General features: G+C 44.4%; 19 protein-coding genes. 1 reads left to right on the top strand and 18 read right to left on the bottom strand.

Going from position 1 to position 23,834, the window contains the following annotated elements:
• From V9W66_RS17185 to V9W66_RS17135, 11 genes are all read right to left on the bottom strand, one after another.
• A complete protein-coding gene (locus V9W66_RS17185; RefSeq protein ID WP_144095752.1) occupies positions 1 to 909 on the bottom strand; it encodes a hypothetical protein in 909 nt (302 codons plus the stop codon).
• Positions 887 to 2,152, bottom strand: coding sequence for a serine/threonine protein kinase (locus V9W66_RS17180; protein ID WP_243121829.1), 1,266 nt, complete (start codon positions 2,150 to 2,152; stop codon positions 887 to 889). The genes V9W66_RS17185 and V9W66_RS17180 overlap by 23 nt, the downstream gene beginning before the upstream one ends.
• 249 nt (positions 2,153 to 2,401) lie before the next feature.
• The gene (argS, locus tag V9W66_RS17175; RefSeq protein WP_059085563.1) at positions 2,402 to 4,168 is read right to left on the bottom strand and encodes an arginine--tRNA ligase; all 1,767 of its coding nucleotides are present in this window, start codon (positions 4,166 to 4,168) and stop codon (positions 2,402 to 2,404) included.
• A gap of 39 nt (positions 4,169 to 4,207) precedes the next feature.
• Positions 4,208 to 5,077 carry a DegV family protein gene (locus V9W66_RS17170; RefSeq protein WP_015524658.1) on the bottom strand — a complete coding sequence of 290 codons (870 nt, stop codon included), beginning with the start codon at positions 5,075 to 5,077 and terminating at the stop codon, positions 4,208 to 4,210.
• Between the two features lie 296 nt (positions 5,078 to 5,373).
• Entirely contained in the window at positions 5,374 to 6,990 is a 1,617-nt protein-coding gene (gene ptsP / locus V9W66_RS17165; protein WP_144095753.1) for a phosphoenolpyruvate--protein phosphotransferase, read from the bottom strand.
• Positions 6,991 to 7,259: 269 nt separating this feature from the next.
• Entirely contained in the window at positions 7,260 to 8,522 is a 1,263-nt protein-coding gene (locus V9W66_RS17160; RefSeq protein ID WP_144100389.1) for an ABC transporter permease, read from the bottom strand.
• A gap of 21 nt (positions 8,523 to 8,543) precedes the next feature.
• Entirely contained in the window at positions 8,544 to 10,616 is a 2,073-nt protein-coding gene (locus V9W66_RS17155) for a hypothetical protein (RefSeq protein ID WP_144095755.1), read from the bottom strand.
• Between the two features lie 4 nt (positions 10,617 to 10,620).
• Entirely contained in the window at positions 10,621 to 11,292 is a 672-nt protein-coding gene (locus V9W66_RS17150) for an ABC transporter ATP-binding protein (protein ID WP_114002605.1), read from the bottom strand.
• Positions 11,289 to 12,731: an efflux RND transporter periplasmic adaptor subunit gene (locus tag V9W66_RS17145; protein WP_144095756.1), complete on the bottom strand. Its 1,443-nt coding sequence runs from the start codon at positions 12,729 to 12,731 to the stop codon at positions 11,289 to 11,291. The genes V9W66_RS17150 and V9W66_RS17145 overlap by 4 nt, the downstream gene beginning before the upstream one ends.
• 166 nt (positions 12,732 to 12,897) lie before the next feature.
• Complete coding sequence (locus V9W66_RS17140; RefSeq protein ID WP_279231858.1) at positions 12,898 to 13,164, bottom strand: Ig-like domain-containing protein; 267 nt, start codon at positions 13,162 to 13,164, stop codon at positions 12,898 to 12,900.
• A gap of 80 nt (positions 13,165 to 13,244) precedes the next feature.
• Positions 13,245 to 13,673, bottom strand: a complete 429-nt coding sequence (locus tag V9W66_RS17135; protein ID WP_144095757.1) for an LCP family glycopolymer transferase — start codon at positions 13,671 to 13,673, stop codon at positions 13,245 to 13,247.
• Here V9W66_RS17135 and V9W66_RS17130 point away from each other — a divergent pair.
• Positions 13,656 to 14,789, top strand: coding sequence for a hypothetical protein (locus V9W66_RS17130; protein ID WP_144095758.1), 1,134 nt, complete (start codon positions 13,656 to 13,658; stop codon positions 14,787 to 14,789). The two genes, V9W66_RS17135 and V9W66_RS17130, sit on opposite strands and share 18 nt — an antisense overlap.
• 69 nt (positions 14,790 to 14,858) lie before the next feature.
• Here V9W66_RS17130 and V9W66_RS17125 read toward each other — a convergent pair whose 3' ends face one another.
• From V9W66_RS17125 to V9W66_RS17095, 7 genes are all read right to left on the bottom strand, one after another.
• The gene (locus V9W66_RS17125; protein ID WP_186290120.1) at positions 14,859 to 15,614 is read right to left on the bottom strand and encodes a TSUP family transporter; all 756 of its coding nucleotides are present in this window, start codon (positions 15,612 to 15,614) and stop codon (positions 14,859 to 14,861) included.
• A gap of 6 nt (positions 15,615 to 15,620) precedes the next feature.
• On the bottom strand, positions 15,621 to 17,420 hold the full coding sequence (gene aspS, locus V9W66_RS17120) for an aspartate--tRNA ligase (protein WP_144095759.1): 1,800 nt from the start codon (positions 17,418 to 17,420) through the stop codon (positions 15,621 to 15,623).
• Positions 17,421 to 17,497: 77 nt separating this feature from the next.
• Positions 17,498 to 18,751, bottom strand: a complete 1,254-nt coding sequence (hisS, locus tag V9W66_RS17115; RefSeq protein ID WP_144095760.1) for a histidine--tRNA ligase — start codon at positions 18,749 to 18,751, stop codon at positions 17,498 to 17,500.
• Positions 18,684 to 19,319, bottom strand: coding sequence for an HD-GYP domain-containing protein (locus V9W66_RS17110; protein WP_021650382.1), 636 nt, complete (start codon positions 19,317 to 19,319; stop codon positions 18,684 to 18,686). Before V9W66_RS17110 ends, hisS begins: the two co-directional genes overlap by 68 nt.
• A 21-nt stretch (positions 19,320 to 19,340) precedes the next feature.
• Complete coding sequence (gene hemZ / locus V9W66_RS17105) at positions 19,341 to 20,870, bottom strand: coproporphyrinogen dehydrogenase HemZ (protein WP_144095761.1); 1,530 nt, start codon at positions 20,868 to 20,870, stop codon at positions 19,341 to 19,343.
• Positions 20,842 to 21,471, bottom strand: coding sequence for an MBL fold metallo-hydrolase (locus tag V9W66_RS17100; RefSeq protein ID WP_144095762.1), 630 nt, complete (start codon positions 21,469 to 21,471; stop codon positions 20,842 to 20,844). The genes hemZ and V9W66_RS17100 overlap by 29 nt, the downstream gene beginning before the upstream one ends.
• Positions 21,472 to 21,493: 22 nt before the next feature.
• Positions 21,494 to 23,818, bottom strand: coding sequence for a RelA/SpoT family protein (locus tag V9W66_RS17095; protein WP_015524639.1), 2,325 nt, complete (start codon positions 23,816 to 23,818; stop codon positions 21,494 to 21,496).
• Between the last annotated feature and the right edge of the window lie 16 nt (positions 23,819 to 23,834).

Raw genomic sequence — 23,834 nt, 5'->3', positions numbered from 1 at the left:
TCACTGTTTTTCTGGTAAGTCCATGCTTTCATAGCACAGCTTACCGGATTTCACAAAACCCAGGAGTTCTGCTTTCCAGGAATTTCTGCTTTTTTTCGGTAATTCCGCCAGAAGCCTTTTTCCCTGCCAGTAAAAAGCACATTCTTTTCCATTGATCCGAAATGAAAGGATCTGGAACGGAATATCCGGACTGATCTCTATCCGGATCCTGTTACCGTCTGTTTTCATTCGGATCACCGGTTTTTGCTCTTTTTCTTTTTTCCTATCCGACGTTCCTGTTGGTTCTGTCCGATAGTAAGATAATGCCGGATTTTGCTTCTTCTCCCTCTTTGATGCATCTGTCACTGACTTTCGAACTGGTTTTTGAGTCAACGTTACAGATGGACTTGCTGTCACTGTCTGTATGGGGATCGGTTGTTCAGTCAGTATTGGCAGTTTTGTTGGTATCGGCGTTTCCGTCCGTTTTTCCGCAGGTGTATCAGCTATCTCTACTTCTGCCGCAGTATTTCCATTTTCCATAAAGCTTTCTTCCTGAGAACGTACCTCATCTGTCTGAAAATCTAAATTCCATTGTGCAGACTCCTCCTGATCATTCTCTGATTCTGCCCAGGCAGCGGAATACTCCTCGGTATTTCCTTCTTCTCTGTTCCAATTACTATCATCACTTCCTTCTCCTGCATAGCTTTCTTCCCAGTCTTCCGGCAGCTGTCCGGTTCCTTCTCCCACATTCATATCAAATCCGCCGGTATCAAAACTATCCATTCCTGACACATCAAATCCATAGACAGCAATAGAAGGGATCATCCAGCTGCATAAGACCAGCAGAAACAAAATAATAAAACAGGTTTTCCTACTAGGAATTTTCATTTCTTTTGGTTTTATCTGATCACTTTCTCTTCTTTTTCTCATTGATCTCCTCCCAAAGCTGCAGATTTCTGCTTTCGCTGTCATCCAGTAATTCCGCTTTTTCTTTCTCTTTATAATCTTCCCACAGCTTTCTGCTGGCCTCTTTCTGACCGGTCCGAATAAGAAACATCCCATATTCCCCGTAGGCCACAGGATATTCCTCATCATACAGAAGAAGATTTTCATAATATAAAGCCGCTTTTTCCGGTTCACACAAAAGCTCCGCATTCCATGCCAGTAATAGCTCAATACGACGCTGCTGTTCTTTTTCCCCATAATTTCTACTTAACCTCTGGAGTCTCTTTTCCGCTGCCATACAGCACTTTTCCCGATCTTTTGAGTCTTCCGGATACTGTCTGGCTTCGTAATACAAATCTGTTACTTCTGAGATCGCCACAGAAAATTCTTCCGTTTTCAGCAATCCTGCTATCAAGATCAGTGTTCCTATCAGAATCCCTGCAGCTGCCGCTTCCAGAAATCGTTTTCTCCAGGTGATCATCCGATATCTGTTTTCCAGCTTTTGGATTTTCTTCTGAACCACTGACATATCCGAATATCTGTATTTTTCCTGTTTTCTGGTACATCGGAACAGAAGCCAGAAAAAATCCGGATATAAAATCCACTGCCATTTCTTTTTTCCGCAAAGCTTTTCCAGGGTCTTCCCCAAAGCATAAATATCACTTCCCGGTCTTAAGTAGCCCTGATACTGCTCCGGCGACGCATAGCCTTTCGTTCCTTCACAGATCTGTTTTCTTTTTCCATGATCGAACGTGGCACTTCCAAGATCTATCAGATACAGATGCCCGTTTTCAGAAAACATAAGATTATCCGGTTTCAGGTCCCCGTAACAGACCGGTGGCTTCCGACTGTGAAGATATTCCAATACTCTGGCAATCTCCTTTCCCAGAGCAAGGATTTCCCGTAAAGAAAACCGTTTTCCTGAACGGAGAAGTTCTCCCAGCGACTGACCCTTGATATATTCCATGATCAGATAACAGTACTCCCCTGTTTCCACATAATCGATGATCTTCGGTATTGCAGGATATTCCAGATGCTGCATGAGTCTGGCTTCTTTTTTCTTTGCGATCGGTATCTCTTTCACTGCACGGCAGATACCAAGCTCCATATCTTTTGCCAGATAAAGGCTTCCACCGCCGCCATGTCCAATTTGTTCTACAATGCAATAACGTTCTTTCAGAACATTTCCGATCAGACAGATCACCTTCCTCTCATTTCTGTCAGACAATATTTATGCTTACATTTCTTATTGATTTGGGATAATCCGGTGAATTCCGGTTTGAAAAACAGATAACTTATAGTCAGGCAGATATTCATGATCTGCCCTCGTTTAGGATAAGTCCTATTATAGCACGTCCTGTTCTTTTTGCAAAGAACTTTCTATATAAAAAAGTCCGCCGGATATAGCAGACAAAAAATGTCTCTTTATCCGGCGGTCTGTCATTATTCATAGTGTTTGTATCTGTAAAACTATACCTTACATACGATCCGGTGCAGAGAATCCAAGAAGATCGATGCTTGTCTCAAGCACTCTTCTTGTAAGCTGGAGCAGCTGAAGGAAGGATTCCTTCTGTGCCTGATCCTCTTCGCTTAAGATCTTGGTCTCATGGTAAAAGCTGTTAAATGCATTGGATACCTCATAGATATATGCACAGATCTTATGTGGTGCTTTTTCTTCAAAAGCGTTCTCAACCATTGCCGCAAAGCCGGAAAGCTGAAGCATCAGGTTCTTCTCACTGGCATTGACTGCCGGAAGGATCTTACCTGTACTTAAATCTCCTCCCTCCTGTACATAACGGTTCAGGATCGACTTAATACGAACGATAGTATAAAGGATATACGGACCTGTATTTCCCTCAAAGGATGTAAAGCGGTCAACATCAAAGATGTAATCCTTGGTCGCCTGGTTGGAAAGATCTCCGTATTTGATCGCAGAAAGTCCTACGATCTTGGCAGTATCCTTTGCATCTTTATCTTTTACACTGCGATTCTCCACGATCTTACGATACATTTCCTCATCGATATCTGCGATCAGGTTCTCCAGACGCATAACACCGCCTTCTCTTGTCTTAAACGGTTTACCGTCTTTTCCATTCATGGTACCGAAACCAAGGAAGGAAAGCTTGGTTTCCGGATTTACAAGACCGGTTTTTCTTGCGCAGCGGAATACCTGGATAAAATGCAGCTCCTGACGCTTGTCAACAACATAAAGGATCTCATCCGGCTGAAAGAGTTTCATACGCTCTACGATAGTAGCAAGGTCTGTGGTCGTATAGAGAGAAGCTCCGTCTGATTTCAGAAGCATACATGGAGGGATCTCCTTGGTATCACTCTCTTCTTTTACATCTACAACAAGAGCGCCCTGATCCTCATAGGCAAATCCTCGCTTCTTCATATCCTCTACCATATCCGGGATGTAAGGCTGTGCATCGGATTCTTTTTTCCAGAGGTCAAAGTCTACGTTCAGGTTCGCGTAGTTTCTCTTCAGATCAGTTACAGATACATTCATGATGTGGTTCCAGAGAGCCATGTATCCGGGTTTACCCTGCTGAAGAAGATGGGTTGCCTCCAGTGCCTCATTACGGTAAGCCTCATCCTCTTTGGACTTCCCACTGGCACATGGATAGATCTCTTCCAGCTCGCTGATAGTAAACGGTGCCTCTGCCGGATATTCACCGGTAAAGCTGTCATCAAAATATACCAGCTCCGGTTTCCGGTGTTTCAGCTCGGTGATGATCAGTCCCATCTGAAGGCCCCAGTCTCCAAGATGTACATCACCGATCACCTTATGTCCTACAAAACGTCCGATACGCTTGATGCTCTCACCGATGATTGCAGAACGGAGATGTCCTACGTGAAGCGGCTTGGCAACGTTTGGTCCGCCATAGTCGATAATGATCGTCTTCGGATTCTTGGCAGTCTCAACAGAAAGCTTCTCATCCTCTGCCATCTTATTCATGTATTCTGCAACAAATTCCGGTTTCACATCCAGGTTGATAAATCCAGGCTTTACAACTTCTGCTCTGGAAAAGATCCGGCTGTCTGACAGCTGTGCTACCACATCATCAGCGATCATAAACGGTGCCTTGTGATATGCTTTGGCTCCTGCCATAGCACCGTTACACTGATACTCACATAAGTCCGGTCTGTTGGAAACAGTAACTTTTCCGTAGGATGGATCATAACCTGCTTTTTCAAATGCTGCGGAAAGTTCTTCCGCCATCTGCTCCATAATCTTCTTCATGTTTCAAACTCCTCATATCTTTGTTTCTGTATTTTATGCTTATAACGTCACTTTTCTTGAACATGCGACTGCAAGGGCACCATAACCGATATGGCAGGCAACACTTAAGGAAAGGGGATCCATATGTATCTCCATTCCCGGAAATACCTCCTGGATCTCTTTTTTAAATTCTTCTGCTTCTTCCAGATTTCCTGTATAAGCAGCCTGAAGACACATCTCACCGTCAGATGCGTATTCCTTAAAACGTGTTTCCCAATCATTCTTCATTGCCTTCAGCATGGCACGTTTGGCCTGCTTCTTGCCACGGACCTTGGCGTAGGCATCCAGCTTCTCTCCCTGGATCTGAAGTACAGGCTTCAGGTTCAGAACCGTTCCGATGGCTGCGGCTGCCGGTGTGATCCTGCCACCTTTTTTCAGATATTTCAGGGTGTCAAGTGTGATATAAATACTGGAATCGAGTTTCTGATCCGTAAGGATCTTTTTGATCTCTGCGGCACTTTTTCCTGCCTCGGCAAGCATCTTAGCATCCATTACAGACTGTCTCTGTGTTACGGAAATCCGCTGATTATCCACTACCTGAACACGACCATTATAATCAATAGCAAGTCCCATTGCAGTAGAACAGGATGCACTCAGTCCGCTTGACATCGGAATATGAACGATTTCCTCATAATCTCTCAGAAGCTTGTCCCACAGATCACAGAGATCAGCCGGACTTGGCTGAGATGTGGAGATCGGTTCATCCTTCTTAAGCTTCTCATAAAACTCTTCCTGTGTGAGAGTTACACCTTCAAGATACATTTTTTCATTAATATAAAACGGCATCGGTATCACATAAACGCCAAGCTCTTCTGCCTGTGCCTGTGTGATACCGCTGTTGCTGTCTGTTACAATGGCAATTTTGCCCATTCTTTCTCTCCTCCTGGTCTGTTATCTCACAGTTCAAAGAATTAATGCATCAGCCCCTGATGGACTAATTCTTTGAACTGCTGTAGTAAGCCATGATGTTAGTGTATCATATTTTTTTCTATACCACAATTGGAAATTTTCTGTGACCTTCGTTCACAAAAAACACCTCGCGGAATATTACCAGTGAACAGTAACCGCAAACAATAACTAAAAAAACAGCTGCCATACAAATATTTATGCACAGCAGCTGTCACACTATTTATCAAAAATATCCTTATCTATTTATGATCTGTGTCTTATTTCATTTCTCTTACGATCTTTCGAACCGGAAGAACAAATGTCGGAGATACGGACAACTCATCCAGTCCCATCTCTACAAATTTCTCAGTAAGTGTAGTGTCCGCACCAAGCTCACCACAGATTCCGGCCCAGATACCTTCTTTGTGTGCATTATCCACAACCATCTGGATCATACGGAGAACTGCCTCATGATGGGAATCATAAATGTTGTCAAGCTTTGCATTCTGACGGTCAATAGCCAGTGTATACTGGGTCAGATCATTGGTTCCGATACTGAAGAAATCAACCTCTTTTGCAAGAAGATCACTGATCATAACAGCTGCCGGAGTCTCGATCATGATACCCTGCTCCACGTCATCACGGAACGGGATCCCCTGTTCCTTAAGCTCTGCTTTTACTTCTGCTACAATGGCCTTGATCTGCTTCACCTCTGTTACAGAGATGATCATCGGATACATAATGGAAATATTTCCGAACATGCTTGCACGGAAAAGCGCTCTCAGCTGTGTCTTAAATACTTCCGGACGGTCCAGGCAGATACGGATCGCACGATATCCCATTGCAGGGTTCTCCTCATGCGCCATATTAAAATAATCGATCTGCTTGTCCGCTCCGATATCCAGAGTACGAATGATAACTTTCTTGCCGGCCATATTCTGAGCTACGGTCTTGTAAACCTGGAACTGCTCTTCCTCTGTAGGATAGTCTTCTTTTTCCAGGTATACGAACTCACTTCGGAAAAGTCCGATGCCTTCCGCATCATTGGCAAGTACATTCGCAACATCACCTGTACTTCCGATGTTGGCATAAAGGTGGAGCTTACGACCGCTCTTGGTAACAGTTTCTTTACCTTTCAGCTCTTTGAGCATCGCACGCTGTGCAAGTTCATCGGCACGCATATCCTCATATTTTTTTAGGGTTTCTGCATCCGGCCCAACGATCAGATTTCCGCTCTTTCCGTCTACGACTGCCATCTTACCGTCCATGGACTCATCGTATTCAATATTGATCAGCGCCGGAATATTCATGGTTCTCGCAAGAATCGCAGTATGTGAGTTAGAAGAACCTTTTCTTGTGACAAAAGCAAGAACCTTGCTCTTATCCATCTGTACAGTCTCACTTGGTGCAAGATCCTCTGCAACTACGATCACCGGCTCGGATACTTCAAGCGCTCCATCTCCATGGCCGGAAAGCACACGTACCAGACGGTCTGAGATATCCTTTACATCAGCTGCTCTTGCTTTCATATAATCGTCGTCCATCTGTGCGAACATTGATGAGAAGTTATCACCAGTTGTTGCAACCGCATATTCTGCATTTACAGACTCTGTACGGATAATGTTGTGGATGGAATCCAGATAATCATCATCATCCAGCATCATCTGATGAACCTCAAAGATTGCCGCTCCGGACTCTCCAACTTCCTGAAGAGCCTTGTCATAAAGCTTCTGAAGCTGTGCCACAGCCTGCTCTCTGGCTGCCTCCACACGCTTTACCTCTTCTTCCGGATTCTCCACGTGAACACGTTTAACACTGGCGTCAACTTTCTGGAGGATTGAGATCTTACCGATCGCAATACCGGAAAAGACAGATTTACCTTCCAAAACCTTCATGAAATTATCTCCTTCTGTTTTTATATTTGCCCACTTATGATGCATTATATCACACTATCCAAAGATTCTGCCACGATTTTTTTATGATCTCTAAAAAACCTGTAAAAACTCTATTTATACTTTCTTTTTTTGTCATATATACAGCAAAAGTGACAAAATAAAGACCGCAGAGCTTCATAAAACCTGAACAATACTTTCAGATATAAAAATAAGCATCTGCCGCCGGAATCCTTCCGGCAATTGCAGATGCTATATGTATGTATATCTTTTTATTCACTGCGAAGGGCATCGATCGGATTAAGATTAGCTGCCTTTACAGATGGGAGAAGTCCGAAGATCAGACCAATCAGCATGGAAAATACCACAGAACCGATAATTGCCGGAACGCTGATGGCCGTTGGTGCCCCGGACACCTGAGACACCACTTTTGACAGGATGATTCCAAGGACCACACCAATGATTCCTCCGATACTGGTCAGCACCGAAGCTTCCGTCAGAAACTGTCCCAGGATTACTTTTTTTCTTGCTCCGATAGCTTTTTTCAGTCCGATCTCACTGGTACGTTCTGTTACAGATACAAGCATGATATTCATAACACCGATACCACCAACAAGCAGGGAGATACTTGCAATCCAGATCAGCTGCTGATTGGTACTTTCGCTGAGCTTCTGGAGATTCTTGACCTTCTCCATAATGTCTTCCGCTTTATATTTAAAGTTCGATTTGTTTTTTTCATTCTGGATCCCTGTATTCAGAATATCCTCTGCTGCTTTTCCTACAGAACTCATATTATCTGTGCTGTCTGCACGGACTGTCACATTTTGCGGCTGATCAAATTTAAATGCAACAGGCCAGGTAGTATCCGGGATCATCACGCTTCCCATGATCGCCTGCGAATATTCTTCGTACTCAGAAATCGTATTGATCTTCGGCATGTTGTCCTCACTCTGAGTGATCACACCTACAATGATATACGGTTCTGATCCCACCTCAATGGTTTTCCCTACAGGGCTCTCACTTCCGAAAATATTCTGTGCAGCATTGGAATCCACAAGAGCAACCTTTCGGTAGCTGTCATAATCTTTTTGTACAAATCCCCGCCCGGACTGGACCAGGTATCCCATCGTTTTCAGATAATTGCTGTCGATCCCGTACACGGTTCCGCCCTGAAAGCTTGTGTTTTTATAATAAACACCGGCAGACTGGCTGCTGTAATAAAATGTAGAACTGATCACATGATCCAAGTCTCCGATCGCCGTTTTCTGGGAATCAGAAATAACCGGCGGTTTGGCCGAGCTTTCGTAAGAACCATAATCCATATCGTATGTACTGTCTCCGTCATAGAGCAGAACCTGTACGGTATTGTTTCCGGACCCGATCAGATCTTCCTTGATCTGCTCACTGGTACCTTTGATCGTAGATACAATTGCAATAATAGATGCAATACCAATAATAATACCCAGCATGGTCAGAAAGGATCTCATCTTATGTGACCATATTCCCTGAAAAGCCAGGCGTATATTTTCAAACATGAAATTTCTCCTTCCTGTTATTTATTCATTGTACATATCATCCAACGTCACTTCTTTTGTTTTGGCTCCCTCCTTCACGGCATCACCATATGGGAAAGCAAGAAGATCATCGGATTTCAGACCTGAAGTTACAACTGCATAATATCCGCTGTTCACAATGCTTCCCACTGTGATCTGCTGCTTTTTCAGTGTTCCCTTCACATCTTTGTATACATAGCTGGTTCCATTTTCCGTACGGATAAATGCCTTCATCACAACCAGACTGCCTTTTGCAAGTTTATTTGACTTCAGAGATACCGTCACATAATCCTGGTCGGTAAACTGCAGCGAACGATCTGTGATCTCTGCATTAAAGGTGTAATACGATACATTGGGATTAGAATCTCCACCATAATAATTAGCATTTGAAGAATCCACCGGGTAATCGGATACATTCAGTACCTTCGCCTCAAAGCTGCCGGAATTATAACTGGTACACTGAAGAAGGGTTCCCTCCTTCATCTGATCCAGCATCAGTTCGCTGACCGTCCCGGTAACATAAAAACCATCTTTGCTTTTTACTTTCAGAAAAGCATCTCCACTATAAGAACCTGTGACTTCATCTCCGATGTAAGCAACCGTTCCATCCAGTTTGCTTGTTATCAGCTTGTTTTTTATTTTGTTCTCCAGCTTGGTGATTTTCAGATTATTTTCCTCAATATCCAGTTTCAGACTTGCGATCTTGTTTTTCTGGATCTTGATCGCATCCTCTCTTGACATGGTTGTGCCATCAGTACCGTCATCTCCATCACCGCTGTCATCCGGTATCTCATCATCATTTTTGTCATATTTGGAAGCCTCGTCCAGTGTAAATTCTGTTTCCGCATACATATATACCGGATTTTCAAGAAGACTTCCATCGATCAGATAATATCCTGTACAGGAAAGTGTTCTGTCCTGAAAATCAGCAATAGTATCATTCTCATGAAACTCCAGCTGGAACCAGCTGCCGCCTTTCTGGACCACTTTGGTTCCATCCTCACTGTATCCCGCCATTCTGTTAAAGAAGGATCCCATCACCGTAACTTTGCCTTTGGCACTGCTTACAAGAAAAACATAGGGATCTTCTTTCGTACCGGTTCCTGTAAACGGCTGAGAAGTATAATCCAGCTTCTGATAAAATTCCGGTTCACCATCTGTGATCCCCGGAATTTCCGGTTCTGTTATATTGGGATCAGGAAGCTCATTGGGTCCCAGTGTGGGAGTCGGTGTCGGAGATACCGTTGGAGTGTCATCTTCTCCGGAACCCCAGTCCGTAGTCTCTCCGTCTGTAATATCATTGGCAGTAGGATCCTGGTAGGTCGGATCCATGATCAGATCCTCATCGGATGCAGTTGTATCCTCTTCCATATCCGCTGTGTCATCTCCGGTCATCTGCTCCGTCGTTTCTCCGGACGGCATTTCTTCGGTAACTTTCTCTGCAGAATCTTCAAGATCTCCTTCTGTATCTGTAAAGGCACTGAGAAGTAATGGTCTGGAGGAAGCCGCTGCAAGATAGCTGCCATCTGCAGTAGCCGCGGAACCGGTAGTTGACTGCATATCATCGTCTCCGTCACTTCCGGAAGGTGTATCGGTATTTGTCATTTCTCCGTCATTTCCTTTATCACCACCTGTAAGATTCAGGTCCGTATCATCAGTACTGTCTGTACTGTCTCCGATGGGACCTCCATTCTGAAGACTTGTCAGACGGTTCTGTGCTTTGGTCAGATCCTGCTCCTGCTTCTGCTGTTTCAGCTTTGCAATATTCAATTCCATCTCTACAAGTGTCATATCAAAGGAGATCAGTTTATCTCCTTTTTTTACATCATCACCCTGGGATACATATATTTTCTCGATGATCATATCTTTATCCATATTTACATTCTGAGAAACATTCGTGGTGATGGTTCCATCCAGTGTTGTCTCCGAATACCAGTCCGTCTGAAGATTACTGACGCTGGTTACCGGCACCTCTGTTACCTTGGATTCTTTCACATGCATAAGCCCTGTGTAGATTCCTCCGGCTGCCAATGCCGCAACCATTACACCAACGATCACTCTCTTCACCACTTTCATTCTATCACCTCTTTTCCTGCAGCTCACCGTCACGGATCATAACAACCCGTTTGGCATGTGCCGCGATCTCCGGGTCATGTGTGATCATCAGCACAGAAACTCCCTCATCGTTCAGCTTCTGAAACAGTTCCATAACCTGTGCTCCCGATTTCGTATCCAGTGCCCCGGTAGGCTCATCTGCCAGCAAAAGCTTGGGATTGTTTACGATCGCTCTTGCAATAGCCACTCTCTGCATCTGTCCTCCGGAAAGCTGGTTGGGCTTAAAATCCACCCTGTCGGCAAGGCCTACACGCTCCAGAGCTTTTCGTGCACGTTCCCGGCGCTCCTTTTTGGGAACCCTTGCATAATTCAGCGGCAGTTCCACATTTGTCAGCGCACTCTGCCTTGGAAGGAGATGAAAGCTCTGAAATACAAATCCGATCGTTTTCAGACGGATATCTGACATCTCATTCTCTGTACATTTGGCAATATCTTCTCCATTCAGGAGAAAAGTTCCCTTGGTAGGTTTGTCCAGGCATCCGATAATATTCATCAGTGTAGTCTTTCCGGAACCGGAAGGTCCCATGATCGCCACATATTCTCCCTCCTCCATGGAAAAATCTACCTCTTTCAATACAGGTACCGTCATTTTCCCCTGTTGATAATCCTTATATATTCCTTTTAAATCCAAAATCATTCTGTCGGCGCTCCTTCCATCGGAACAAGGTCATCTCCCGAAGAAATATCGTCTGTCGCATCCATCATGTCACTGTCGATCGCTCCATCTTCGATCATTTCAGGCTCTGAGCCATCACTTTCCGTGTACGCAGAATCATCAGAACCTCCATCATCCTCAGAATCATCCCACATAGCCGCTGTAGTCTGATCTGCAGTACCTTCTGTGACAGGCATACCTTCTTTCAGCTCATCTGTCGGAAATGCGATCTTATCTTTTTCAGAAAGTCCGTCTGCGATCTCATATTCCCCAAGATCTTCATCATACTGTCCTAATATGACATTTCTCTTCTCCAGCTTGTTCTGACCGTTTGCGATCCAGACATATGGGCTGTCTGTATCCGCATCCACGATAAAATAATCGTTCAGCCAGATACCGGACTTCTTCTCATCCTGTCCTTCGTCCGGTTCAATATACACATGCTGCCCCAGCATCAGACCCTCAGATGAATCCAGATTCACATAAAACGGATAGGTACTGGATGATGTCTGATCATCACTGGCACTGGACATTCCGGACATTGCCATATCCGAACTGCTGTTGCTGGTAGAATTATCCATGTCAACAGAGCCCATGGTGCCCTTCCAGGTTTTTGAAGAATCCACTCTGGAACGAATGATCACAGGAGTTCCCTCTATGATCGAATCGCGGTTTATTTCATTTACCGTTCCCTTTACACGATAAGCACCTGTACTCAGGATCGTGATAAATGCATTGTCGGAGCTGTTTCCGGAACTGGAATCTGTGGAATCCGTCGTGCCTTCTGTCAGCGTATCCTCCACGCCATTGGAATCATCACCGCCCATCTTGGAGGTATCGATCTTCTGGATCACTCCATCGATTTCACTGCGCACCTCGGTATTCTGCGTTGCCTGGGAAAGCTTATCGATCTCTGCCTGTTTGCTTTTCTGATCATATTCATTCTTCTTGAGATTCATTTTCTGTGTTTCGATCTCTATTGTATAGGAAAGCTGATTATCTGCTGTAGCTTTCTTTTTCTCAGCTTCCAGTGTGGTGATCTGATCAGATATACTTAACTGTTCGTTTTTCAGGCGGTCCAAGGCCAGCTGTGCTTCCTGAAGACTTTGCTGGATACTTCCAAGATCATACTGAAAAAGAAGCTGCCCTTTCTTGACTTCCTGACCGGTCTTTACCTGAACTTCTTTTACCTTTCGGCCGCTTTCGATCTTTACCTGAACCGTTTCCTGCGGTTCCACAACACCTGCATATCGGTTTTCCACTCCGGAATCCATTTCCGAAAGCTTGCTTATCTTTGTTACATATACAATATCGCTGCCTCCTGCGGGCCCTGCATGATGTGTATAATAATACCATCCACCGGCTCCGATACCGGCTGCAAGTACAAGGACCCCAAGTGCGATCAAAATACGTTTTTTCATATCTGTCCCCTTTTCTCAGCATCGTACTGAAACTATCTGTTGCTTCAAACATCATAGCAGATTCACTCTAAAAAGAAAAGTCCCTGAAGAAAACGATGCAGATTTCACAGATTTTTCATAAAAAAAATCCCCTTCGTGGCCAGGAGATTTTTTTATGTAATAATGATTATTTAACTGTTACTTTAACTGTCCTTGTTACAGTCTTGTGATTAGCCAGCTTAACAGTAACTTTTACAGTATATTTGCCTTTTTTAGCATTTTTTGCTACTGTGATCTTACCTGTTTTACTTACTTTTACAGCTTTGGAGTTGCTGGAAGTCCATGTTGCTTTTGCAGATTTTGCCTTTGTAAGCTTGATGGTTGTAGCTTTTCCTCTTTTAACTGCAACACTGCTCCTGGAAACTTTTACATTTTTCTGAACAGCAGGGTTGATCGTATATGCTACAGTTTTATAGAAACCTGCATAACGGCCGATACCGTTGATATAAACTGTTTTTTTACCGGCTTTTACAGTTAATATCGGATGCTGGGTTTTTCCATTGTAAGTTGTAGTTTTCTTTTATCTCTCTCCGAAAAATCACCCTCGATGGTAACAGTCACACCTCCGACCATATCATTCACTACCTGGATTGCACTCATGTTGATCATTGCATAGCCATCGATCTTCTGTCCCTTCAGAAGAGTGGACACTGCATCCACCGTGTTTTCAGCCCTCATATTCTGATCAGGCCCCATGGAATGCGCAAGGGACAGCTGGATATCTGTTGTTGCCAGATAGGTTCCGTCATCAGCAAGGCTTCTGACAGGTGTGCCAGTATTCCGGTCAACAGAAAGAAGCTTTCTCCATTTTTGCGATATTTTGACTTTCAGTGCTTTATCTGCTAAAATGTTATAATATAACTTTTTTTGAAAGGAAAGAACAATATGAAGACAGTGAAACATCTGCTGGCTTTCTTGATGATCATTCTTCTCTCAGTTTTTTTATGTAGCTGCTCCCAGTCGGCCAAAGCTCATGCGGAGAAAGTGATCAAAAAAGATCTGGATCTTCTTAAAAATCTGGACTCTGAAACAACCATGCAGTACATATCCTATCAGGAACTGTTTCCGGATTCTGATGACAGCACCAAGCTTTCTGCTGACATAAAAGAAGTATTTTCTCTCTTCTTTCAGAATTTCGATTACAAAATCCTGGGTATATCCGTTGATAGCGACGAAAAAAATGCTTCTGCGCAGCTTAAGCTTACTACTCTGGATGCTGAGGCTCTTGCCAGTGATTTTGTTTCTGCAAGCCTTCAGGAAGAAATACTGGAAACCGCCTCCGGTAAAGAAAATGATAACGGAAATTCCCTGGAGCAGCGTTATCTGCTCCTGTACAAGCTTCTCAAGAATAACACGTACAGTTCTGCAGAACGCAATACTTCCATCCAACTAAACAATCTTGGATCTTCTTCAGAACCTGACTGGGAGATTACGCACAATTCCTCTCTCGAAAATGATCTGGTCGGTGGCCTTATCACCTATCTGTCCGATCCTGATCTTGTGCCGCCTGCCGAAACGCTTACCGTCTATCTGAAAACGCTTCAGGAAATGGATGTAAAGCAGATGGCTAATTATTTAGGGCTGGATTCCATTCTGAACACTTCAGATCCGGCAAAAAACGCCATTGCCTCTGCCCTTATGGAACAGTTTCACTCCTGTTTTAACTACAAAATATCAAGCACCTCTGTTTCCGGATATCTTGCTGAGGTGGACGCAGAGCTTACCACATTTGACAGTAATTCCATTCTTACACAGTACGAAAAAGAATTGAATACTTATCTGGCTTCTGCTGATGCAGTGATCGACGGTTCCCAGAAGCGTTACAACAAATCACATGAACTGCTGCTGGAGAGTATCAGAAATAATCAGGCAACCATAACTGCCACTGCTACCTTCCATCTCACAAACGATGGTGCATCCTGGAAGCTTGAGAATGCAGGTACCGAACTGGGCAATGCCATCTTCGGAACTCTTACCGCTTCACCGGTTCCTGAAGATTCTACCGAAGATAACGAATAAAGAATAAAAGCTAGAAAACCCGTGAATATCTGCTTTCTCTGACAGGAAAGCGTGATCTTCACGGGTTTTTTATATTCCGGATATGATCTTTATAAAAAGCAATGCAAGGACTATAAGAATAATAGGCCGTATGATCCGGCTTCCGTTTTTCATAACCATACCTGCACCGGTATAATGTCCTGCGATCGAGAACACTGACGCTGCAATTCCAAGCATGATCACAATCTTTCCGCTGAGCAGAAATACAACAAGAGCTGCTACATTAGAAGAGAGGTTAGTAACCTTCATGGTACCGGAAGCTTTTGCCACACTCATTTTTCCCAATCCTGTAAACAAAAGCAGGAGAAAAGTTCCTGTTCCTGGTCCATAAAAGCCATCATAGCATCCTACAGCAAGAGAGCATACGGCACAAAGCAGGAGCTGTCTTTTTCTGGCGATCTCGCCACCCTTCTCATCCATATTTTTCTTGCGCAGCACATAAAAAGCAACCACCGGAAGAACCGGGATCAGCATATAACGCAGGAGCTTATCACTGGCTATAAGAGCAAGGTGAGCTCCTATGGAAGATCCCAGAAGCGCCATAGGAATACATGGAAGCACCAGGATCCAGTCCACAAATTTATTTTTGCACAGACGGACAGTTGAGATCAATGTTCCTGTTGCTGATGACAGCTTGTTGGTGGCAACAGCATTATGTACAGGAACTCCGGCCAAAAGATAAGCAGGCAGGGAGATCAGTCCTCCCCCGCCTGCTACAGCATCTACAAATCCGGCAAGAAATACAAGTGGACAAACGATCAGAAATGTATAGATTGTCGGCTGCATGATCTTTTATTCTTCCTCTTCTTTCTGCGGCTCAAGGTCAAGTCCCAGCTCATGAAGCTGTGCCTCACTTACCTGGCTAGGAGACTGAGTCATCAGACAGGAGGCATCCTTAACCTTCGGGAATGCAATAACATCACGGATCGTATCTGCCTTTGCCATAAGCATAACAAGTCTGTCAAGGCCATATGCAAGTCCTGCGTGTGGCGGAACTCCATATTTGAAGGCATCCAGAAGGAATCCGAACTGCTCATGTGCAGCTTCTTTTGTGAAGCCAAGTGCCTCAAACATTCTTTCCTGAATATCATCCTGATGGATACGCACGCTGCCGCCGCCGATCTCATTTCCGTTAAGAACGATGTCGTATGCTTTTGCACGAACCTTTCCCGGATCTGTGTCAAGAAGCGGAAGATCCTCCTCCATAAGCATGGTGAACGGATGGTGCATTGCTGTAAAACGGTTCTCCTCCTCGCTCCACTCAAGAAGCGGGAACTCTGTTACCCATACGAAACGATACTCATTTTTATCTAAAAGATCCATCTGTTTTGCAAGCTCAAGACGGAGTGCTCCCAGTACATCGTATACCAATTTTGTCCTATCTGCTGCAAAAAGAAGAAGATCTCCCGCCTTGCCGTCCATAGCTTTTACAAGAGCATCCATCTCTTCATCTGTCATAAACTTGGCGAAAGAAGACTTTCTGGTTCCGTCCTCTGCAATGGCAATGTATGCAAGACCTTTTGCACCATAACCTTTTACGAACTCAACAAGCTTATCGATCTTCTTTCTCGGCATTGCGCCCTGACCTTCTGCATTGATACCACGAACACTTCCGCCGTTCTCAAGCGCACCTGTGAACACACCAAATCCGCAGTCTTTTACGATATCACTGACATCATGAAGTTCCATACCGAAACGCATATCCGGCTTGTCGGAACCAAAACGATCCATAGCTTCCTGCCAGGTAATTCTCTGGATCGGGAGTTTTACATCGATATCCAGAACTTCTTTGAACAGGAATGCAAGATATCTCTCGTTAACATCGATAACATCGTCTACATCAACAAAGGAAAGCTCCATATCGATCTGTGTGAATTCCGGCTGACGGTCAGCACGAAGATCCTCATCACGGAAGCATCTTGCGATCTGGATATAACGATCAAATCCGGAGCACATCAGAAGCTGCTTGTACAGCTGCGGAGACTGTGGAAGGCCATAGAAGCTTCCCGGATGAACACGTGATGGTACCAGATAGTCTCTGGCTCCCTCAGGAGTACTCTTTCCAAGCATCGGTGTCTCAATCTCAAGAAATCCCTCTTCTGTAAAGAACTGTCTTGTAAGCTGGGCAACCTTGCTCTTCATCATGATATTTCTCTGAAGATCCGGTCTTCTTAAATCAAGATAACGATATTTAAGTCGGATCTCATCTTTTGTCTTGCTATTCTCCTCGATCGGGAATGGAGGAACATCTGCCTCAGCAAGAACACGGAGGGATTTTACACGAAGCTCGATCTCGCCAGTTGCAAGATTCTCGTTTACTGCTCCTCCACGTTTCTCTACGGTACCGGTTACAGCAATAACAAACTCACTACGCAGTTTACCTGCTTTTGTAAAGCCTTCCTCGTCAATGCTGCCATTCTCAAAAATCAGCTGCATGATCCCGGAACGGTCACGAAGATCCACAAATACAAGACCTCCTTTATTTCTGGCTTTTGCCACCCATCCCATTAATGTTACTTCTTTTCCGACCATCTCTGTGGTCACTTCTGCACATCGGCAGGTTCTGTGCAGTCCCTGCATGCTTTCAGCCATCTCTTTATCCTCCTCTGACTATTTTTTTCATAGTCATTTTAATTTACTCTGCTATCTCCGTTTTCAGACGGGCAGTTTCAGTCTCTGTTGAAAAATTCTACATACTCTGTATAACCCTCTGCTGCCAGCTGGTCTTTCTGGAATTTTTTGTTCTTTTTCATGATAGAGATATTGATCTGCGTACCTGCACTTCTTTCCTCAGTTGCCTGTTTCAGGATGTTCAGAAGCTTGTCTGCCGGCATGTTCTTCTCGATCAGATATGCTTTCTTGCCATTCTTGGTTGGAATCTCATAGCCTCTCTCAAGAAGCAGCATAACGATTCTCTCAAATCCAATGGAGAAACCACAAGCACAGGTATTATTTCCTGTAAATTTACCGATCATCTCATCGTAACGTCCGCCTCCACCGACGCTTCCGCCGAACTCATCCATGGAAATCTCAAAGATCGGACCTGTGTAATAGGACATTCCACGTACCAGTGTAGGGTCAAAGGACATTTTGAAGTCTGCTGTTTTTACAGATTCTACAGTGTTGATGATCGTTTCAAGATCCTCTGCAATACCTGCTTCCAGAACATCAGAAAGTTTTTCTTTAATATAACGGACACCCTCAACATCGTTGGTGATCTCACGGAAAAGTCCAAGATAAGTGTCAATGCTCTCTTTCTCAAAGCCCTCTTTCTCAAGCTCCTCTGCAACTCCCTCGATGCCGATCTTATCCATCTTGTCAAGAATAATAAAGACAGTATCAAAGCTCTCTGCCGGGAATCCGCTGTACTGAGCCATTGCCTTCAGGATCCTTCTGTCATTGATACGGATCGTAAAGTTCTGGAAATCCAGTTTTCCAAGAAGTGTTGTAGTTGCAAGTACAAGCTCGATCTCAGCAAGATAGGTCGGCTCACCCAGGATATCGATATCACACTGCATAAACTGACGGAAACGACCTCTCTGCGGACGGTCAGCTCTCCATACATTTCCCATCTGAAGTGCCTTAAACGGAGCCGGAAGCTCGTTTGCATTATTGGAATAATATCTGGAAAGCGGTACGGTCAGGTCATAGCGAAGTCCGGAATCTGTCAGATCATTCTCTGTTTTTGCAGTATCCAGTTTCAGTTTCTCGCCTCTCTTCATGATCTTGAAGATCAGCTTTTCATTTTCACCGCCCTGCTTGCTGCAGAGATTCTCAATATGTTCTACACAGGGAGTTTCAATTGCGGAAAAACCAAAGGTTCCGTACGTCTCTCTGATCATATTCATCACATAGTTACGGATTGCCATTTCCTTCGGTAAAATGTCCTTCATTCCTGTAACCGGTTTCTTTTTTAATGCCATAGTTTCCTCCTTTATGAATCACCCTCTGAAATGCAAGAAACACCTGCATGTCAAAGTTTTTAATCTCATCGATCATCAGTCTTAAAACTTCATCATTTTCCAGAGCTTTCCGATATGGTCTGTCCATACTCAAAGCCGCATATACATCACATACTCTCAGGATCCTTGCACCCATAGGGATATCCTTTCCGCTTCTGTTGCTGGGATAACCGCTGCCGTCAAAATTCTCATGATGATAAAGAATACTTTCCAGAACATAATCGGAATATCCCTGGTCTTTCAGGATCTCATAACCTAATGTGGAGTGCATGCGGACATACTTCAATTCTTCAATGACCATCGGATTCTGCTCTTGGCCATTAATGTATCCTTCCAGTTTCAGCTTGCCTATATCATGGAGCATTCCGGCAATAGCCAGCTGATAACATTCTTTCTCACCAAGACCAAGCTCCTTTGCCACATCATAGGCAAGGTTACTGACAACAACCCCATGTTTCAGCTCTGCGGAAAGATCCATTTCCAGAATCCGGTCCTGCGTAGTTTCACTTATCTTCTGTACGCTTTTCAAGGATCCGTCTCTCCTTTCCGTTTACAGCCATTTTGCAATGCCCTCTCGTTTTCTCTCGATCATTTCATCGATACGTGTGATATAATTGACAACATCCTTCACATTCTCCACACGCTCAATGCGCTGTCCGTGATCAAACACAAGCTTGGAGGAACCACCTGCACCCAGTGCGATGATCGGCTGCTTTTCCTCCATAATCAGTATATTGTAAATCCCTGCTTTGTCAACCTCAGAATACCCGACGTTCTCAAAATTCCCCTTCATATTCTTCTGTCTGTACAGATAATAAGGACCCATTCCCATCTCGTAGGCCGTTTTCATAGTCAGATCCATGATCTCCTGATTGTTTTCAAAGGTCATCTCCTGGTATTTATCACGGAAAATATTCAGTCTTGCCGCACGCTTCACAGCAAGAGAATGCACGGTCAGGCTGTCCGGCCCGAGAGCTTTTACCTCATCCAGTGTATGCTGCACTTTTGTGATATCTTCGCCGGGAAGACCCACGATCAGATCCATATTGATATTGTCGAATCCGGCTTTTCTTGCCAGATGAAACGCATTCTTTGTCTGTTCTACTGTATGACGTCTGCCAATGATATCCAGGGTTTCCTGATTCATGGTCTGTGGATTTACGGAAATCCTGGTAACCGGAAACTCCCGGATCGCCTGAAGCTTTTCCAAGGTTATACTGTCCGGTCTTCCTGCCTCAACTGTAAATTCTTCCAGCTCCTCACAGGGAAAATATTCCGTGATCGCGCCAAGAAGTCTCCGAAGCTGATCCGGCTCCAGTGTGGTAGGTGTTCCCCCACCGATATAGACCGTATCCAGCTTCCGGTTTTTCATCATCCCGGAAACAGCCCGGATTTCCTTTACCAGCGCATCCAGATACGCCTCCACATATTTACGCCATCTCTCCAGCGGATAGGAACTGAATGAACAGTATAGACAGATACTCGGACAGAAAGGAATGCCAACATAAAGGCTGTAACCGTTTTCATAATCAATGTTTTTCAGGATATCCCGCTCACGATTTGCGATGGTAACTGCAAGAGCTGTTTTCTCCGGACTTACCAGATACTGATTTCTCATATATCTGGCGATCTCCGTATTTTTCATTCCGGACTCCAGCATTCCCATAGCCATTTTCACAGGACGGATGCCTGTAAGATTTCCCCAGGGAAGTATCTTTCCTGTAGCTTTGGAAAGCATCTGATACAGGGCGTATTTGATCGCGTCTTTATTTTTTCTGCGGATATCATGGGCATCATTGCAAGAAATAAGGGCATCCGAAGCTTCTCCACTGGATTGCCCTTCTATCCCAGCCCCATGAGCTGTTTTTTTCTCTATTCCGTTGTTGTAACTGATGGTATAACCTTCTTCATCACGTGAGACCCGGAAGCGGATATCATAATCCGCATCATCCTCTTCATAAAGAGAAACGATCTCATTTCCGGGATAAAACGCTTTGATCAGTTCATACACATCATGCTCAAAATCTCTGTTCTGAAACAAAATGCCAATCTTATACAAATGGATTATACCTCTTTTCATAACCAATGGTTGTGGATGCGCCATGCCCCGGAAATACTTCTGTATCCTCCGGCAAAGTATCCACAAGCTTGTGAAGGCTTCTTACGATCTCAGCTGAACTTCCTCCAGGAAAATCGGTTCTTCCCACAGAGCCGCAAAACAATGTATCTCCGCTGAAAAGCACACCTTCGTCTTTGATATAATAGCAGCAGCTACCTTTGGTATGTCCCGGTGTGTGGAACATCTGGATGGAAAATCCGGCCGCTTCGAAAATCTGCCCGTCATCCAGAAGAACATCCGGCTTAATTGAACAGGCACTTCCATAAACAGCAGTCATATTTATCGTGGGCTCTGCCAGCATCACTTCTTCCTGCATGCATGCATAAACCGGGATCTGATATTTTTCCTTCACTTCCTTTACAGCCATGATGTGATCAAAATGACCATGTGTCAGAAGGATCCCCACCGGTTTTCCCTGCATAAGAGATACTTTCTGAAAAACTTTTTCTGCATAGTCTCCCGGGTCTACGATCAGCAGTTCTCCGGTCTCTTTATTTTTCAGAAAATAGCAGTTGGTAAACACCTGGCCCAGCACACACTGCTGCATTTCAAGTTTACTCATAAAAATTCCTCCGTTTATCGGGTCAGCCCGTTGTTCGCTCTACATCAAGAACACTTTCAACCTGACGGATCTTTTCGATCAGAGAATTCAGTTCCTGTTTGCTGCATACATTAAAGGACATGGAAATCGTGGCGCGTTCCTGCTTGTTGGTACGGCTGTTAATGGAACGAAGATCGATCTTCCTCTCTGTAAAGATCTTGGAAATATCCACCAGAAGTCCGGTACGGTTATTTGCATAAACCTGGATCTCCGCTTCGTATTTCTCGGAATCCGCTCTGTCCGGCATCTGCCACTCTGCTTCAATGAGACGTTTCCGGTCAATCTCAGGCATGTTGAGCACATTCACACAGTCTGTACGATGAATGGTGATCCCTCTTCCTCTTGTTACAAAGCCTACGATCTCATCTCCCGGGATCGGACTGCAGCATTTGGAAAAACGAACTGCCACATCATGAATGCCTTTTACCACAATGCCACTCTTACTCTTGGCAATGTGAAGCTTCTCCTGTGATTCGGAAGCTGCCTCCAGGACCTGTTCATCTGTAAGATTCTTCTTATGCTCCCTCTCATAGGCTTCTACCAGCTTGTTAAACACCTGACCTTCTTTCAGGCCGCCATGTCCGATCGCTGCCAATACAGAATCCCAGTCTCGGAAACCATATTTATGCATTACCGATTCCATATACTGTGGCTTGGTATATATACCTGGTTTAAAGCCCTTGGTCTTGGCATACTGATTCAGCATGTCCTTACCCTTCAGGATGTTATCTTCCTTCAGTTCTTTCTTAAACCACTGGTTAATCTTATTCTTAGCCTGTGTGCTCTTTACGATCTTCAGCCAGTCACGGCTGGGACCCTGAGAATTCTGGGATGTTATGATCTCAATACGATCACCGTTTTTGATCTTATATTCAATAGGAACAAGTTTGCCATTGACCCTGGCACCTACCATCTTGTTTCCTACTGCACTGTGCACGCTGTATGCAAAATCAATAGGTGTAGAACCATTGGGAAGCGTTTTTACATCTCCCTGGGGAGTGAAACAGTAAACACTGTCCGCAAAAAGATCCAGATCATTTTTCAGAAGGCTCATGAACTCCCGGTTATCGGACATGTCGCGCTGCCACTCCAGAATCTGGCGCAGCCAGTTCAGCTTCTCTTCCTCACTCTTTCCAGGTTTCTTACCATCGGAAGTTTCCTTATATTTCCAATGAGCCGCAATACCGTATTCTGCGGTTTTATGCATTTCAAATGTACGGATCTGGATTTCGAAAGGCTGTCCGTTAGGGCCGATCAGTGTTGTATGCAGAGACTGATACATATTGGCCTTCGGCATTGCGATATAATCTTTAAATCTGCCGGGGATCGGCTTATACATCTCATGGATAACACCAAGAGCTGCATAACAGTCCTTCACAGTATCTACAATGATGCGTACAGCAAACAGGTCATAAATCTGATCAATGGTTTTATCCTGATTGACCATCTTCTTATAGATGCTGAAGAAATGCTTCACACGGCCATCCACCTGCGCCCTGATATTGGCATCCTCCATATGCTGCTTTACCTGTTTCACGATAGAATTAACAAATTCCTCACGGGCGCTTTTGCGAAGAGCAACCTTTTCTACCAGATCATAGTAAACATCCGGCTTCAGATACTTAAGAGAAAGATCATCCAGTTCCACCTTGATCTTGGAAATACCAAGCCGCATCGCGATGGGAGCATAGATATCCATGGTTTCTCTTGCTTTCTCCTGCTGTTTCTCTGGTCTCATATACTGCAGGGTACGCATATTATGAAGACGGTCCGCAAGCTTGATCAGGATAACGCGGATATCCTTAGCCATTGCAAGGAACATCTTTCTTAAATTCTCAGCCTGAACCTCTACCTTGTCCTTGGAATAAGACAGCTGTCCCAGTTTGGTAACACCATCTACCAGAAGCGCTACTTCAGAACCAAATTCCTTTTCTACTTCTTCATACGTCATCCAGGTATCTTCTACCGCATCATGAAGAAGACCTGCCACTATGGTCTCCTTATCCAGCTCAAGATCCGCAAGGATGATCGCAACACAGAGAGGATGAATGATATAAGGTTCACCGGATTTACGTTTCTGATCCTTATGTGCCTCACTGGCCACTTTATAGGCCTTTTCAATCATGGAAATATCTGTAGACGGATGATATTTCTTCACACTTTTTATCAGCTCCTGATAAAGAACCTCAGGGCTTGTAAAATCATGCATGGATTTCACCGCCGCATCTGCCTTCCGGACAGACTCTCTTTTTTCTTCTTCCTTCTGTATCTCAATGTTTTGTTTTTCCGTATTTTTTGTCTCTGCCATTAAATCCCACCTGCCT

This window comes from Blautia massiliensis (ex Durand et al. 2017), from assembly GCF_051861785.1.
In the GTDB taxonomy this organism is placed as follows: Bacteria; Bacillota; Clostridia; order Lachnospirales; family Lachnospiraceae; genus Blautia_A; species Blautia_A luti_A.
This window is presented reverse-complemented; position numbering and strand designations above follow the sequence as displayed.

Excerpts from the sequence above, each read along its gene's own strand:
- V9W66_RS17125 (WP_186290120.1), bottom strand. The coding sequence starts at position 15,614 with ATGCAGCCGACAATCTATACATTTCTGATCGTTTGTCCACTTGTATTT.
- V9W66_RS17135 (WP_144095757.1), bottom strand. The coding sequence starts at position 13,673 with ATGTTTCACTGTCTTCATATTGTTCTTTCCTTTCAAAAAAAGTTATAT.
- hemZ (WP_144095761.1), bottom strand. The coding sequence starts at position 20,870 with ATGAAAAGAGGTATAATCCATTTGTATAAGATTGGCATTTTGTTTCAG.
- V9W66_RS17130 (WP_144095758.1), top strand. The coding sequence starts at position 13,656 with ATGAAGACAGTGAAACATCTGCTGGCTTTCTTGATGATCATTCTTCTC.
- V9W66_RS17095 (WP_015524639.1), bottom strand. The coding sequence starts at position 23,818 with ATGGCAGAGACAAAAAATACGGAAAAACAAAACATTGAGATACAGAAG.
- ptsP (WP_144095753.1), bottom strand. The coding sequence starts at position 6,990 with ATGAAGGTTTTGGAAGGTAAATCTGTCTTTTCCGGTATTGCGATCGGT.
- V9W66_RS17100 (WP_144095762.1), bottom strand. The coding sequence starts at position 21,471 with ATGAGTAAACTTGAAATGCAGCAGTGTGTGCTGGGCCAGGTGTTTACC.
- V9W66_RS17155 (WP_144095755.1), bottom strand. The coding sequence starts at position 10,616 with ATGAAAGTGGTGAAGAGAGTGATCGTTGGTGTAATGGTTGCGGCATTG.
- V9W66_RS17170 (WP_015524658.1), bottom strand. The coding sequence starts at position 5,077 with ATGGGCAAAATTGCCATTGTAACAGACAGCAACAGCGGTATCACACAG.
- V9W66_RS17150 (WP_114002605.1), bottom strand. The coding sequence starts at position 11,292 with ATGATTTTGGATTTAAAAGGAATATATAAGGATTATCAACAGGGGAAA.
- V9W66_RS17185 (WP_144095752.1), bottom strand. The coding sequence starts at position 909 with ATGAGAAAAAGAAGAGAAAGTGATCAGATAAAACCAAAAGAAATGAAA.
- V9W66_RS17145 (WP_144095756.1), bottom strand. The coding sequence starts at position 12,731 with ATGAAAAAACGTATTTTGATCGCACTTGGGGTCCTTGTACTTGCAGCC.
- V9W66_RS17160 (WP_144100389.1), bottom strand. The coding sequence starts at position 8,522 with ATGTTTGAAAATATACGCCTGGCTTTTCAGGGAATATGGTCACATAAG.
- hisS (WP_144095760.1), bottom strand. The coding sequence starts at position 18,751 with ATGGCATTAAAAAAGAAACCGGTTACAGGAATGAAGGACATTTTACCG.
- aspS (WP_144095759.1), bottom strand. The coding sequence starts at position 17,420 with ATGGCTGAAAGCATGCAGGGACTGCACAGAACCTGCCGATGTGCAGAA.
- argS (WP_059085563.1), bottom strand. The coding sequence starts at position 4,168 with ATGAAGAAGATTATGGAGCAGATGGCGGAAGAACTTTCCGCAGCATTT.